Annotated in this window: 11 protein-coding genes; 7 read left to right on the top strand and 4 right to left on the bottom strand. The window is 69.2% G+C overall.

The window, feature by feature from the left end; all coding sequences use genetic code 11:
* Positions 1 to 200 precede the first annotated feature (200 nt).
* From polA to AB0M65_RS01925, 7 genes are all read left to right on the top strand, one after another.
* The gene (gene polA, locus AB0M65_RS01955) at positions 201 to 2942 is read left to right on the top strand and encodes a DNA polymerase I (protein WP_364019934.1); all 2742 of its coding nucleotides are present in this window, start codon (positions 201 to 203) and stop codon (positions 2940 to 2942) included.
* Between the two features lie 226 nt (positions 2943 to 3168).
* Positions 3169 to 4773, top strand: coding sequence for a serine protease (locus AB0M65_RS01950; RefSeq protein WP_364019932.1), 1605 nt, complete (start codon positions 3169 to 3171; stop codon positions 4771 to 4773).
* Entirely contained in the window at positions 4770 to 7004 is a 2235-nt protein-coding gene (locus tag AB0M65_RS01945; protein WP_364019929.1) for a tetratricopeptide repeat protein, read from the top strand. The genes AB0M65_RS01950 and AB0M65_RS01945 overlap by 4 nt, the downstream gene beginning before the upstream one ends.
* Positions 7005 to 7014: 10 nt before the next feature.
* Complete coding sequence (locus AB0M65_RS01940) at positions 7015 to 8454, top strand: VWA domain-containing protein (RefSeq protein WP_364019926.1); 1440 nt, start codon at positions 7015 to 7017, stop codon at positions 8452 to 8454.
* The gene (locus tag AB0M65_RS01935) at positions 8451 to 9545 is read left to right on the top strand and encodes a hypothetical protein (protein WP_364019923.1); all 1095 of its coding nucleotides are present in this window, start codon (positions 8451 to 8453) and stop codon (positions 9543 to 9545) included. The genes AB0M65_RS01940 and AB0M65_RS01935 overlap by 4 nt, the downstream gene beginning before the upstream one ends.
* Entirely contained in the window at positions 9542 to 10831 is a 1290-nt protein-coding gene (locus tag AB0M65_RS01930) for an ABC transporter substrate-binding protein (protein WP_364019920.1), read from the top strand. Before AB0M65_RS01935 ends, AB0M65_RS01930 begins: the two co-directional genes overlap by 4 nt.
* A gap of 9 nt (positions 10832 to 10840) precedes the next feature.
* Positions 10841 to 11164 carry a CU044_2847 family protein gene (locus tag AB0M65_RS01925; RefSeq protein WP_364019917.1) on the top strand — a complete coding sequence of 108 codons (324 nt, stop codon included), beginning with the start codon at positions 10841 to 10843 and terminating at the stop codon, positions 11162 to 11164.
* Here the strand turns inward: AB0M65_RS01925 and AB0M65_RS01920 are convergent.
* From AB0M65_RS01920 to AB0M65_RS01905, 4 genes are read right to left on the bottom strand one after another with little or no spacing between them, the layout of a single operon-like run.
* Entirely contained in the window at positions 11130 to 11768 is a 639-nt protein-coding gene (locus tag AB0M65_RS01920) for a TetR/AcrR family transcriptional regulator (RefSeq protein WP_364019914.1), read from the bottom strand. The two genes, AB0M65_RS01925 and AB0M65_RS01920, sit on opposite strands and share 35 nt — an antisense overlap.
* A gap of 27 nt (positions 11769 to 11795) precedes the next feature.
* On the bottom strand, positions 11796 to 12374 hold the full coding sequence (locus tag AB0M65_RS01915; RefSeq protein ID WP_364019911.1) for a TetR/AcrR family transcriptional regulator: 579 nt from the start codon (positions 12372 to 12374) through the stop codon (positions 11796 to 11798).
* Entirely contained in the window at positions 12371 to 14266 is a 1896-nt protein-coding gene (locus AB0M65_RS01910) for a YhgE/Pip domain-containing protein (RefSeq protein ID WP_364019909.1), read from the bottom strand. The genes AB0M65_RS01915 and AB0M65_RS01910 overlap by 4 nt, the downstream gene beginning before the upstream one ends.
* Positions 14263 to 14970, bottom strand: coding sequence for an ABC transporter ATP-binding protein (locus AB0M65_RS01905; RefSeq protein WP_364019906.1), 708 nt, complete (start codon positions 14968 to 14970; stop codon positions 14263 to 14265). Before AB0M65_RS01905 ends, AB0M65_RS01910 begins: the two co-directional genes overlap by 4 nt.
* Positions 14971 to 15053: the final 83 nt, after the last annotated feature.

Below are 15053 nucleotides of genomic sequence, written 5' to 3'. Positions count from 1 at the left end.
TTAGCATCGTGAACCCGCGACCGCGCTCGCGTCGCCGGGGCGCACGTTATCGAATTTTTCTCACGTCCTGCCCTGCCGCCCCGATCCCGGGGCCTTCGGCCAGGCGAGTTCCCGCGCTGAGGGAGCCGAGCAGCTCCGCCGACAGTCCGCAAACGACACGACAGGGAGAACTGTCAGACCCTCACCCTAGACTCGCTCTTGTGAGCCCGAGTGAGAACACGACCGTTGCCAACGCCACACCTGCCACCGCACAGGCCGAGCGGCCCAAGCTGCTGCTGATCGACGGCCATTCGATGGCGTATCGCGCCTTCTTCGCGCTGCCCGCGGAGAACTTCAAGACGAAGACAGGGCAGACGACGAACGCGGTGTTCGGGTTCACCTCGATGCTCATCAACCTCCTGCGCGACGAGGCGCCGTCCCATCTCGCGGTGGCGTTCGACCTCTCACGCAAGACGTTCCGCTCGGAGACGTTCAAGGAGTACAAGGCCAACCGCAGTGCCACGCCGGACGAGTTCAAGGGCCAGGTCGGGCTGGTCGAGGACGTGCTCAAGGTCCTCGGCATCCCCGCGCTGACCAAGGAGAACTACGAAGCCGACGACATCATCGCCACGCTCACGACACAGGCGACCGCCGAAGGCTTCGACGTCCTCATCTGTACGGGTGACCGTGACGCGCTCCAGCTGGTGACCGATCAGGTCACCGTGCTGTACCCGAAGCGCGGCGTGTCGGAGATGACCCGGTTCACCCCGCAGGTGGTCGAGGAAAAGTACGGCCTCACCCCGGCGCAGTACCCGGACTTCGCCGCCCTGCGTGGCGACCCCTCGGACAACCTGCCCAGCATCCCGGGTGTCGGCGAAAAGACGGCCGCGAAGTGGATCAAGCAGTTCGGCTCCTTCAACGACCTGATCGACCGGGTCGACGAGGTCAAGGGCAAGGTCGGCGACGCGCTGCGCGAGCACCTCGGCGCCGTGATGCTGAACCGCCAGCTCACGGAGCTGGTCCGCGACGTCGAGCTGGAGCTGGCCCCGTCCGGGCTCGAGCTGCGTCCCTGGGACCGCGAGGCCGTGCACGCGTTGTTCGACGAACTCGAGTTCCGGGTGCTGCGTGACCGTCTGTTCGCGACCTTGCAGAGCGCCGAACCCGAGGCCGAAGAGGGCTTCGAGGTCAAGGGCGAGAAGCTCGCCCCGGGCGCGCTCACGGCCTGGCTTTCCGCGCACACCGGTCAGAACACGCCAACCGGACTGGCGTTCCGCACCACCGGGGCCTCGGTCCGGTCCGACCTCAAGGCCATCACCTTCGCGGCCGCGGATGGCGAAGGCGCGTATGTCGACGTCACGGCCATGGACGCCGAGGACGACAAGGCGCTCGCAGCCTGGCTCGCCGACGAGAAGATCCAGAAGATCGGTCACGAACTCAAAGCCCCGCTGCACGCCGTCAGCGCGCGCGGCTGGACGTTCGCCGGGCTCGTCATGGACACCGTGCTCGCGGCGTACCTGGTCCGCCCCGGCCAGCGAACCTTCGAGCTCGACGACCTCGTGCTGCGCTACCTGCACCGCGAGCTGCGCTCGGAGGCCGACACCGGCGACGGCCAGCTGTCCCTGCTCGACGGCGGCGCCGAGGACATGGAGCAGAAGGAGATCCAGGCCGAGCTGGTCAAGGCCCGCGCGGTCGCCGAACTGGCGGGCGCGCTGACCGAGGAGCTCGGGGAACTCGGCGGCGCCCAGCTGCTCGGCGAACTGGAACTGCCGCTGCTGCAGGTGATCACCGGACTCGAAGCGGCGGGTATCGCGGTCGACATCGAGCACCTGACGGATCTGGAGTCGCATTACCTCAGCCGCGTCACGCAGGCCGCGGACGAGGCGTACGCGGTCATCGGCAAGCAGGTCAACCTCGGCTCGCCGAAGCAGCTGCAGGTGATCCTGTTCGACGAGCTCGGCATGCCGAAGACCAAGCGCACCAAAACCGGCTACACCACCGACGCCGAGGCACTGCAGAGCCTGTTCGAGAAGACCGAGCACCCGTTCCTGCAGCATTTGCTGGAGCACCGGGACGCGACCCGGCTGCGCACCACGGTCGAGGGGCTGATCAAGGCGGTCGCCGACGACGGCCGCATCCACACCACGCTGCTGCAGACGATCGCCGCCACCGGACGGCTCTCGTCGGTGGACCCGAACCTGCAGAACATCCCGATCCGCACCGAGGAAGGCCGCCGCATCCGCGACGCGTTCGTCGTCGGCGACGGGTACGCCGAACTCATGACGGCGGACTACAGCCAGATCGAAATGCGGATCATGGCGCACCTTTCGCAGGACGAGGGGTTGATCCAAGCCTTCAACAGCGGCGAGGACCTGCACACGTTCGTGGCGTCGCGCGCGTTCTCGCTGCCGCCGGAAGAGATCACGCCGGAACTGCGGTTCCGGGTCAAGGCGATGTCGTACGGCCTGGCGTACGGGCTTTCGGCGTACGGCCTTTCGCAGCAGCTGCGGATCTCGACCGAAGACGCCAAAGAACAGATGGAGGCGTACTTCTCCCGCTTCGGTGGCGTGCGCGATTACCTCTACTCGGTCGTGGTCGACGCGGCGAAGGTCGGTTACACCGAAACGATCTTCGGCCGCCGCCGCTATCTGCCGGATCTCAACAGCGACAACCGGCAGCGCCGTGAAATGGCCGAGCGAATGGCGCTCAACGCGCCCATCCAGGGCAGCGCGGCCGACATCATCAAGGTCGCGATGCTGAATGTGCACCGCGCGCTGACCGAGTCGAAGCTGAAGAGCCGCGTGCTGCTGCAGGTCCACGACGAACTCGTCCTCGAGGTGGCCGACGGCGAGCGCGAGGAACTGGAAGCCTTGGTGCGTCAGGGAATGGGCTCGGCTTACGACCTCGCCGTGCCGCTGGAGGTCTCGGTCGGCTACGGGCGGTCCTGGAACGAAGCCGCGCATTAGGGCGTGTCTGACAAATCTCGTTCGTGGTCTTCGCGCCCAGGTGGTTCCTGGCGGCGCGGGCCCTTCGACCGAGTACGTCCAGTACGAGGCCGAAGGGCCCACACCACCAGGGGCCGCCTGGATCACGAACCCCATCGAACAGATTTGCCAGACACGCCCTAGGCCTCGTGAGTGGTAATGGCGGCGAGAACCGTCATGACCACGCACGATCGGTAAGGTATTCCGGGTGACTTCGGAGCGCAGACGCTGGCGGGTGCGGCTGCGCGATTCCCGTGGGCGCGTCCTGGGTGCCGGGACGATGCTCGACGGCGAACACCTCCTCACCTGCGCTCACGTGATCGAAGGCCAGGACGGCGTCGCCGTGGATTTCGTGGCGCTTCCCGCTGTCGAGTCCGGATTCGCCACGCTCGTCGCGCAGGCCGTACCCATCGGCGACGACGGTGGGGACGTCGCGTTGCTCCGGTTGCGTGACGCCGAGGATCAGGTCACCGGCGCGTCACTGCACCGGACGGTGCTCGAAGACAACCAGCGGGTGCGCGCGTTCGGCTTCCCGCAGGGGTCGGACGGCATGTGGTCGCTCGCGACCGTCGTCGGCGACGGCGGGCACGGCCTCGAACGCGTCCAGTTGCACCGGACCCTCGACGCCGAGCCGATCACGCACGGCTTCAGCGGTTCCGCGGTCGTCGCGGACAAGACCGGGCACGTCGTCGGCATGATCGCGACCCGCTACGCGACCGAGGCCGCCCGCGTCTCCTGGATGATCCCGGTCGAGACCATGCTCGGCTACCTGCCGGACTTGCGCCGCTGGGCCGAAGGCAGTCCGGCGATCGACCCCGGTTTCGTGCAGTACCCGGATCCGCCCGTCATCGACAGGTTGTTCGCGCGTGAGTTCGCCGGCTGGCTCGGCGGGCACGGCCGGTCGGACGTCTGGGTGATCATCACCGGCGAGGATGATTCCGCCATCTCCGCCTCGTTGCGCCGCGCCGTCGTCCTCGCCGACCGGGAACAGGGTGCGGGGCGGAGCGCGTCCGGGCCGACGGTGCCGCCGGTGGGCAGCGTCGTCCTCGCCGTCGACGCGGTCGGCAAGACCGCCGCCGAGGTGCGCCGCCGTATCTCCGAACGGCTGGACGTCGTCGCGGATTCGCCGGCGGGCCATCACGGTCCGGGCCGGACGGTCGTCGTCTACGGGATCGACGAAGCGGCCGAACCGGAGAAGCTCGTCGGCGAGGTGATCGTGCCGCTGGCCCAGCGGGCGCATGAACTCGGGCTGCGGCTCGCACTCGCCTTCCACAAGGAGACTTCGCCGGGAGTGACCGTGGTCCGGTCGAGTACCGACGTCCTTCCCGCCGCCGAGGACGACGACGAGGGCCGCCTCGCGCTGCTGGAGATCCGGCTCGCCGAACTCACCCGCCTGGAGAAGGACAACCTCGGCGACGCGCCCCGGTTCACCGACGCCCCGGACTTCCAGGCCAAGGCCCGGCGGCTGAAGGGTGCCTTGACGCAACTGCGGGCGGCGGAGCAGGACGGTGAAGCCGAGTGGGTGAAACGGCATCTGCCCGCCTGCGAGCGGGCTGTCGCCCGGACCGGGGAACGCGCCCGCGAGCTCCGGCGCCTTCTCGACGAGAACCTCGCGCGGCGCGCGGAACTTCGCGCCCGGCTCGACGCGTACGGCGAGATGGCCCGTAACAGTGGCTTCGTCGAAGACGTCGAACTCGATGCCGCCTACGCTCCCGCCTGGCGGATGCTCTTCGAAGGACCGTGCGACCTCGCGGCCGCCGCGGACGCTGTCGAACAGTACGCGAACACCGTACGGAAACGGATCGACGGATGACGGCTTGCGGCCGGGACGGCTGCCCGGGTGTGCTCGGCAAGACCGGCTTCTGCATGGTCTGCGGCCTGCCACCGGGAGAGCCGGTGCGCGCGGAAAAGCCGACCCTGGTGATCCCCGGCCCCAGCGAGGCGCCGAGCAGGGTCGCGAACACGGTGGTCACCCGCTCCCAGCAGATGGCCGGTCACGCGACCGCGGACGACCGTGTCCCGCTGCCGATCGTCGAACTCCGCGACGTCGACGGGCGCCTGCTGACCGATCCGCGGGTGCCCGAGGAGGAACGGTTCTGCGGCAAGCACGGCTGCACCGGCACGGCGGTCGGCCGCTCGGTCGGCGGCGGGCCCGCGCCGACCGAGGGCTTCTGCCCGGTCTGCGGGACGCCGTTCTCCTTCTCGCCCCGGCTGAAGGCGGGCGACGTCGTCGACGGCCGGTACCACGTGCTCGGTTGCGTCGCCCGCGGCGGACTCGGTTTCGTCTACCTGGCAACGGATTCAGGCCTCGGTGGGCTGCACGTCGCGCTCAAGGGCCTGATCAACACGAACAACACCGCCGCCGTGCGGATCGCGGAGACCGAGAGCCAGGTGCTCACCGCGCTGGAGCATCCGAATATCGTCCGGATCCTCAACGTGGTGGAGCACGACGGCTCCCGCTACATCGTCATGGAATTCGTCGACGGCCTTTCGTTGCGGGAGATCAAGAACCGCGGCCGGGCCGGGCTGGATTCCCGCGAGGGACGGCTGCTGGTCGAACACGTCGTGGCGTACGGGCGTGAGATCCTGACCGCGCTCGACTATCTGCACGGCGAGGGACTGCTGTACTGCGACATGAAGCCGGACAACGTGATCCACGGCGAAAAGCGGATCAAGGTCATCGACTTCGGCGCGATCCGCAAGATCACCGACGACGAAAGCCCGGCCGTCGGCACCGAGCATTACCAGGTGACGCCCAGGGAACGGGCGAAACGCGGGCTCACCGTCCGGTCCGACATCCACACCGTCGGCGTGACGCTGCGCGAACTCTTCCAGGCCAGTGACGGCTGGTCGGTGACGCCCGACGCGCGTGGCGTCCGGTTCGGCATCGAGTCGTTCATCCGCGTCCTCGACCGTGCGACCGCCCCGTTCGAGCAGCGGTTCGCCTCCGCGCACGAGATGCTGGTCCAGCTCGACGGCGTACTCGCCGAGGTCCTTTCCTTGCGGGACAGGCAATCCCGGCCCGCCGGGTCGACGCTGTTCACCGAAGGAGCGGTGCTGCTGGACGCGGGCCTCGGCCAGGCGCCGCCGTTGGAACACTGGACCGACGGCGTCCCCGTCTCGCTCGGCGAACGGCCTGCCGCCGGGGAGATCGCCGTCGGCCTGCCGGTGCCGCGCGAGGATCCGGACGATCCGCAGGTGACGTTCCTGCGCAGCGTCCGCGCTCCCGACGCGGCGCGGCTGCTGAAGAAACTCGACAAGGTGCCCAGTTCGGCGGAGGTCGAATTCCGGCGGTGCCGGGCGCATCTCGAACTCGGGGCGACCGTCGAAGCCGCGCTGGCGGTGGCACAGGCGGAAAGACTGCTCGGGGAACGTGCCACCTACGACTGGCGGGTCGACTGGCATCGCGGCCTGCTCGCCCTCGGTGAGGGAGATTTCGAGGCTGCCAAACGGAAATTCGACGCGGTGTATCGCGACATCCCCGGCGAGGAGCCGCCGAAACTCGCGCTCGGCCTCTGCGAGGAGCAGCTCAACGGCGCGGCCGCCGCCGAGCGGTACTACGACGCTTTGTGGGTGCGGGACCGCGCCCAGGTCACTGCGGCGTTCGGGCTCGCGCGGGTCCGGCTGCTGCGCGGAAACCGCGCGGCCGCGGTGGAAATCCTCGACCAGGTCCCGGAGTTCTCGCGGTACGACGAAGCGGCGAGGATCGCCGGGGTGCGTGTGCTGTCCGCGCCGATGCCGGAGACCGGCGACCTCCCGCTGTCGGCCGAACTCGACGACGCGGTGGTCCGGCTGTCCGCATTGGACCTCGACGGCGACGCCCGCGACAGGCTGGAGACGGCCGTGCGTGAGACCGGGCTGGCGGGTGTCCTCACCGGACAGGACGGGATCACCGACGGTGAGATCCTGCGGTCGACCGAGAAGGGCGCGCGCACGGTTCTCGAAAGGTCGTACCGGCGCCTCGCCCATCACGCGCCGAGGCCGGATCAGCACGACGTCCTGATCGATCTCGCCAACTCGGTGAGACCGGTGACCCTGGTGTGAAAGGGGAGCGATGAGCGGGGAGCCGAGTCTGGGCCTCGAAATGCACCAGAACAAGTTCCTGGCCGAGGGGGACCGGGCGATGACCGCGATCGTCCGGGTCGTTTCGCGGGGCGGGGAGGCGAGTGCCGCCAAGACGGCCGCCGAGGTACTGATGATCGACTGCTCCAGCTCGATGCGCTTTCCCAGCACCAAGATCGGCGAGGCCCGGCGTGCGGCCGCGGCCGCCATCGACGTCCTTCCCGACGGGGTGCGGTTCGCGGTCATCCAGGGCACCGACCGCGCGACGATGCTCTACCCGGCCGAAGACGGACTGGTGACGGCCTCCGAACAGACCAGGGCGGAGGCACGCGCCGTCGTCGAACACCTCGCCGCGGTCGGCGGGACCGCGATGGGTGCCTGGCTCGCCAAGGCACGCGACCTCTTCGAGCGCGTCCCGGACGCCGTCCGCCACGCGATCCTCCTCACCGACGGCCGCAACGACTCACAGACCAGGGCCGACCTGATGACCGTGCTGAACAGCTGCGAAGGCCGCTTCGTCTGCGACGCCAGGGGGATCGGTGACGGCTGGGAGCCGGCGGAACTCACCCAGATCGGCCGGGTGCTGCGTGGGAACGTCGACTCGGTCGTCGAGGACGACGCGCTCGCCGACGATTTCCGGCGGCTCGTCGCAAGCGCGATGACGAAGGTGCTGCCCGAGGTCCGGCTGCGGATCGGCACCATGCCGTTCAGCAGGCTGCGGTCGGTCAAGCAGGTGTTCCCGGACGAGTACGACCTCACCGATCGATGCCGGGAGGTCGCCGTCCGGGAGGTGGAACTCTCCCTCGGCGCGTTCTCCGGCGACGAGACACGCGACTATCAGGTGATCCTCGATCTCGACCCCGACCTCGACCCGTCACACGGGCAGGACCGGCAGCTGGCGTGGGCGGAACTCGTGCCCTTGTCCGGGGCCGCGGTCGAGGGTGGCGCGCTGCCCGTCGCCGGGCGCTGGACGCACGATCCGGTCCCGCCGACGCTGATCGACCCGATCGTCGGGGGTTACCAGGGCAAGGCCAAGCTCGGCGAGGCGTTGACGCTCGGCGGCGACGCCCACGCGGCAGGGGATCACGTCACCGCCGCGCGGGAGTGGGGCGCGGCGTTCGTCTTGGCCACGGCGGACGGGGACGAAGACACGCTGCGGCGTCTCAAGGCCGTCGTGGAGGTTGTCGACGCGGAGAAGGGGATCGTCCGGGTGCGGGAAACGGCGCCGCGGTCCGCGATCCTGCATCTCGTCATCCCGTCGAGGGTTTCGGAAATCGCTCCAGGGCAGGAAGATCGGCCGATGTCCGAACCACAGGCCGGTTCCGAGGCCACGCCACCGCCGGTCGCCTGCGCCGAGTGTCCCGCGCTGTCTCCCGCCGGGGCGAACTTCTGCGTCGGCTGCGGCAGACCGCTCGCCGGGGCCGCGTCGTGAGGACGACCGCGACCAGGGTGACGCTGGTCCGGCTCCGCGCGGGCCTGCTGGTGCTGACCCTCGCGGTCCTGGTGACCTCGCTGTGGGCGTTCCACAGTGTCCAGAACACGGCGGAAACGGTCCGCGACCGGACTTCGCAGGCGGTGCTCGAAGTGACCGCCGCGCGGGCCGCGCTGGTGGCCGCCGACGCCGCCGCGATCACGAGTTTCGCTTCCGGTGAGGCGAAACTCGCCGGGCCGGGGCAGGAATACACGAACCAGCTGGCGCTGGCGAGCCAGAGTCTCGCGCAGGTCGCCGAGTTCAACCAGGCAGGCGATTCCGGCGGCAACGCACTGCAAGTGGTGGAGAGCCAGGTCGCGGCCTATTCGGGCTCCATGGGGCAGGCCGACGTCCATTTCCGGCAGCCGGACGCCGCCGTGCTCGGCGCGGTGGACCTGTGGAACGCGTCCCGGCTGCTCCACGCGCCGGGTGGCGTCCTCGACGGGCTGGAAACGTTGCAGGACAAGCAACGTGAGGCGCTGGACGGGCAGCTGACGTCGACCGGCGTGAGCCGCGCGATGCTCCCGTTGTGGCTCCTGCCGGTGCTGGCTCTGGTGATCCTGCTCGTACTGACCCAGCTGTACCTGAAGAAACGCTTCCGCCGGATGACGAATATCCCGTTGCTCGCGGCGACCCTGGTGATCGCCGCGATCGGGGCGGCGCTGGTGTTCACCCTGATCAGCCGGGACCGCCTGGACTCGGTCGGCGAACGGCTCGACGGCGTCGCCGTCGCGCGGAACACGCAGATCCAGGCGGCCGACGACCAGGGGCAGCGGAAACTCGCCGCCCTGCTGACCGAGTACTGCGACGAGGAGCAGGGATGCGGCGTGACCGTCGACGAGTTCCGGGTGAAGGCCGGGCAGACCACCACGGTGGCGACGGACAACACCCGGGTGGCAACGGCGGGCGCCAAGGCCGTGGCCGCCGACGCCGCCGGGGCGGCCGAATCCGGCGGGCGGGAGTTCCTGATCCCGGCGGGCACCCTGCTCGCCGGCGGGCTGGTCCTGCTCGGGCTGCACGGCCGGATCGACGAATACCGGTACCGGCCGTGAAAAGACTGCTGGCCTCGGTGATGGCGTTGTCGCTGGTCGCGGGCGGCTGCTCGGCGTCGGCGGACGACGAGGAGGTGGTCGTTCTCGCGTCGTGGACCGGGCCGGAGGAGATGGCTTTCCGGCAGGTGCTGGACGCGTTCAAAGCCGACACCGGGATCGGCTACCTCTACCAGGGCACCCGCGCCGTCGACCAGGTGCTCGCCTCGGACGTCCAGCGTGGCACCCCGCCGGACGTCGCCGTCCTGCCGAACGCCGGTGTGCTGGCGAAGTACCAGAAGACGGGCGACCTGCTGCCGCTCGACGACGACCTTTCCGCGACCGTGGCGGGCTCCTTCAGCTCGCAATGGGTCACCCTGCAGAAGATCGGCACCCCGAAGTTGTACGCGGTCGCGGTGAAGGCCGATCTGAAGAGCATGATCTGGTACGACCCGGCCCGGCTGACCGGGATCCGCCCGACGACGTTCGACGGTCTCCGCGCGTTCGCCGCCGGGTTGACGGCCTCGGGCAGCACGCCATGGTGTGTCGGGATGGGCGCGCCGCCGACGTCGGGCTGGCCGGGGACCGACTGGATCGAGGACATCCTGCTGCATTCGGCGGGACCCGAGAAGTACTGGCAATGGGCGTCCGGCAGTCTGAAGTGGACGTCGCCGGAGGTCAGACAGGCCTGGCTGGACTGGGGTTCACTGGTCGAGCCCGCCGGGATCCGCGGTGGCGCCGCGGCCGCGCTGCTGACCGACTTCGGCGACGCGGGCAAGCCGATGTTCGCCGATCCGCCGGGTTGCGTGCTCGAACACCAGGCGTCGTTCATCATGAGTCGCTACCAGGGCCATCAGCGCGCAGACGGGACGTCTCCCCGGCCCAGCGCCGATTTCGACTTCCTGCCGTTCCCCGGACGGGACGTTTCGGAGGTCGCCGCCGACCTCGCGGGCATGTTCCAGGACACCCCGCGGGCGCGGAAACTGCTTGAATACCTGGCTTCGGAGAAGGCGCAACGCGTCTGGCCGTCGATACGGGGCGCGAGCGCGTTCTCCGCCAACCGGAAACTCGGTCTCGACGTCTACACGGATCCGGTGAGCCGGAAGATCGCGGACACCCTCACGTCGGCACCCGCCCTGTGTTTCGACGCCTCGGACCTGATGCCCGCCACGATGACCGGCGCGTTCCACCGGGCCGTGCTGGAGTACCTGAGCAACCGGGACCGGCTGGACATCCTCCTGAAACAACTCGACGACATCCGGGCGGGCATCCAGCAGGGCGAATGGCTGAGAATCCACTGTGGACAGTAAGGAGCACCGGTGAACGACCTGACACGGTTCCCGCTCGACGGCGGCGGTTCGGTGGTCGTCGAGATCGATCCCGTCCCCGGTACGTCCCGCGTCTCCCGGCGCGACGACCTCATCGAGGACGCCAAGGGGTCGTTCGAGGCGGCGCTGGCGAACGTGCGGGACGCGGCCGCGTCAGCGCTCGACACCTTCCGTTCGATGACACGGGGACCGGACGAGGTGGAGCTCAAGTTCGGCATCAAGCTCACCGCGCAGGCGGGCGCGGTGATCGCGAAAACGGGGCTGGAAGGGAACTTCGAGGTCAAGCTGAAATGGGTCCGAGACCCGGAGGCCTAGGCCGGGTCGGGTCCGCCTCGGTCCCGCAGAGGCGCAGGGCACTCGTGGCGAGTGCTTCGGTGGCGTCCGTGAGCGTCATCCGGCCCGTGCTCACCGCGTCTCCTGCCGCGTGCCCGAGAGTGATCACGGCGGTGGCCAGCCAGGAGACCGGGAGGCCGTCGGCGAACTCGCCGGATTGCCTGCCCCGGGTGAGGACTCGCTCGAGATGGTCGAGCACCTGGTGGTGGCGGGTCTGGTCCGCTTCGGTGTCGGCCGCCGTCGCGGCGATGCTCAGGAGCTGGGGATAGCGCTGGAGTGTGCGCCAGCTGGCATCGAGCAGGCGGAGCAGCGCGGCGGCCGCCGTTCCCTCGTCCAGCCGCGCGGCGTCCATTTCGGCGGTCGCCTCGGCGGTGATCTCGTCGATCACCGCGTTGATGAGCGCCTCTCTGGTCTTGAAGTGAGCATAGACGGTTTGCCTGCTCACCCCGGCCGCCGTCGCGATTTCCCCGATATTCGCGTTCGGTCGCGTGGCAAGGGTTTCCTTGGCGGCGTGCAGGATCGCGGACGCGCTGCGGTCGGCGTCGGAGCGGCGTCGCCTGCGCCGGGACGTGTTCAGGTCGGACACGTTGTCAATGTTAACCGAGTCGCGACACTAGCGGCCGAGGCCCCGGATCAGCACCATCACCGATTCCCGCACGTCGGCCCGGGTGCGTTTCGGCTGGAACACCTGCCAGTCCAGGGCGACCACGAGCATCGTGCCGAACAGACCGGCCGCGGCCGTCGGGATCTGGACGCCGTCGGGCAGCCGTCCGGCGGCGTCCAGCCGGTGCAATTGGTCGCGCACGATCGAGATGATCTCCTCGCGCAGCAACGTCAGGGTCTCGTGCCACGTACCGGGCGTGCGCCACATCTCGCTCACCAGGATCTGCGAGAAACCGGGGTATTCGGCGATGAACTCCAGCGTACCGTCCACTTGCGACTCGATGACGTCCATCGGGTCGCCGTCGCCGGTGGCCGCGCGCAGGCGGGCGGCGAGCACGCCGACGCCGTAGCGCAGCAACGCGTCGACGAGGCCGTCCTTGCTGCCGAAGTTGTAGTAAACGGTGCCCTTGGCGACCTTCGCCTCGGCCGCGATGTCGTCCACCGTCAGCCCGACCAGGCCCCGGCTGGCCGACAACCTCAGTGTCGCCTCGAACAGCTTCTGCTTCGTCGCCTCACCCCGGGTGGTCACAACGCCAGCTCGGGTTTCAGCGCCGAAATCGTCCAGGTGCGCCGTTTCCGCGCCGCCAGCGTCGAAACCAGGATGCCGCCGACGAGGTAGGCGAGCAGGACACCGATGTCACCGAGGATTTCCATCGACGCGCCACTGTAGAGCAAGTTCCGGAACCCGTCGATCGCGTAACCCATCGGCAGCACGATGTGCAGCGGATACAGCGCGTCCGGGATGGTCTGCCACGGGAACGTTCCACCTCCGCTGACCAGTTGTAACACCAGCAGCACCAGGCCGAGGAACTTCCCGACCGCACCGAAGAAGGCGTTGAGCGCGTGCACCACGGCGGTGAAGGTGAGCGACACCAGCACGGCGAACCCGATCGCGCCGAGCGGATGGGCGACGTTGATGCCGACCAGCCAGGTCACCGCGCCGAACAGCACGATCACCTGCGCGATCCCCAGCACGGCCGAAGGCAGCCAGCCGCCGAGCGCGACCTTGAACGGCGACGCGCCGGCGGTCAGCGCGCGGGTCGAGAGCGGGCGCAGCAGCAGGAACAGCACGAACGCGCCGATCCAGGTGGCGAGGGAGATGAAGAACGGGGCGAGGCCCGCGCCGTAGGTCCCGGCCGAGGCGACGCCGGTGGAGTTGACCGCGACCGGGTCGGCGATGGTGTTGGCGGTGGCCGCGCGGGTGGGGTCGTCGGGGTTCGGGATCTCCTTGAGCCCGGCGGCGAGCCCGTCACGCAGCTTTACCGCGCCGTCGGCGAGCTGATTCGTGCCGGTGACCGCGGACTTCTCGCCGTCGTTCAGTTTCGCGGCGCCGTCACGGAGCTTGGCCGACGCGTCGGCGGCCTGCGCGATCCCACTGGTGAGCTGCGGTGTCGCCGCGGCCAACTCGTGTGCGCCGTCGGACACCTGTCGTGCGCCGGAGGCGAGCTGGGTGAGCTGACTGTTCGCGCCCTGGATCTTCGTGTTCGCCTCGTCCACCGGCGACCGGAGCTGGTCCAGGCGGCCCAGGATCTCCTGCACGTCGGCCTCGGCAAGACCGGCGTCGCGCAGGTCCTTCCCCAGCTGGGTTCGGTAGCCGTCGAGTTTGGCCTGGATGTCGCCGGACGCCGTCGCCGCGAGTGAGGCCGCGACGGCGACCTTCTGGTTTCCGTCGGCGACCTGACCGGCGCCGTCGGCGAGTTTCTTCGTCTGGGCGGGCAGCTGGGCGGTGCTCGATTTCAGCGTGCCGAGTCCGGTCGCCAGCTGGGAGCTGCCGGAGGCGAGCTGGGAAGCGCCGTCGGCCAGCTGTCGCTGACCCGACTGGAGTTTGCCCGCGCCGTCGGCGAGTTGCGAAGCGCCCGTCGAGGCCTCTTGGGTCTTGCCATAGATGGTGGAGAAGCCGATGAGGAATTTGTCCGCGGCCTCGCTGCCGACCTTCTCCGCGATCGTCTTGCGGACCTGCTCGGCCACCTGTTTCGCGATGGTCCCGGACAGATAGTTGTTGGCGTCGTTGGTGGTCAGCGTGATCGTCGCCTGCTGCGGCTGGAGGTTACCCGAGGACAGCAGCGCCGAGGAGAAGTCGCGCGGGATACCGATCGCGAACGAGTAGGTGTCGTCGCGGACGCCCTTGGCGGCCTCCTCGGGGGAGGTTTCATGCCATTGGAAAGTGCCCGACTTGACCAGTTCGTCGGTCACCTCGCGGCCGATGTTGCGCTCCGCGCCTTCGGAATCCTTGGAGCCGGCGTCGGCGGTGAACATCGCCGCGGGGAGCTTGTCCAGGCGCGAATACGGGTCGTAGTTCGCGTAGAGGTAGAAGGACGCGTACAGCAGCGGCACCAGGACGAGCGCGACCATGGCGAGTTTCGGGAGGGTGCCGGCGGACAGCCGGCGCAGCTCGTTGGCGGCGATCCGGACGGGGTTCATTCCTGGTCTCCTGAAGTCTTCTCGGTGTCGTCCGCCACGGTCGCTTCCAGCGTCGTCTCCGCCGGGGTTTCGGCGGGCGCCCAGCGCACCGGGGCGGGCTGTTCGAGGTCACCGCACCGGGCAGGCTGCTGTGGCAGGGCCGAAACCGGGGTGGTGGCGGTCAGCACGATGACGGCGAGGCCGCGTTCGGCGTGCTCGCGGGCGAGCCGCGCCCAGCTGTCGACGTCGCTGGTGTGCCGGTCCGGAGTGTCGAGCACGAGCACCCCGACGTCCTTGCGGCCCGCGGCGAGCGCGGTGAGCAGTCTCGTGCGCGTCACCGCCTCGATGTTCTCGAAGCGGGTGGTGGCGAAGGCGGCGACGTCGTGCCCGGCCAGCCAGCTCGCGACGGCGGCCTTGTTCGCCGGGCGTTTCGCCAGTTCGAGTTCCTCACCGACGACGACCTGCAGTGACAGCGCGCCGTCCGGTTCGCTCACGCCGGGGGAGTCGACGACCGCCACGACCTGCCGCGGATCACCGCCCTCGACGGTCACCGTCCCGGTGGCGGGCTTCAGCCGTCCGGCCAGCGCCAGCCCGAAGGCCGTCACGCCGACCCCCGGCTCGCCGTGCACGATCGCCAGCTCACCGCCCGAGACGGTGAGCGAAGTAGGCGACAGCAACGTGCCGTGGGGCCCGGTGACGGACACCCTGTCGGCTTGAACCCGCACGAAGAACTCCCAGGTCGGTGACTCGTGGAACTTTTAAACTGACTGGTCAGTTCAAAAGTTAACCCCGACCTGGGAGGCGCACA

Origin of the sequence: Amycolatopsis sp. NPDC051071 (assembly GCF_040682875.1) — a bacterium.
Lineage (GTDB): Bacteria > Actinomycetota > Actinomycetes > Mycobacteriales > Pseudonocardiaceae > Amycolatopsis.
Note: the sequence above shows the minus strand (reverse complement) of the source record. Positions and strands in the feature narration are given on the sequence as shown.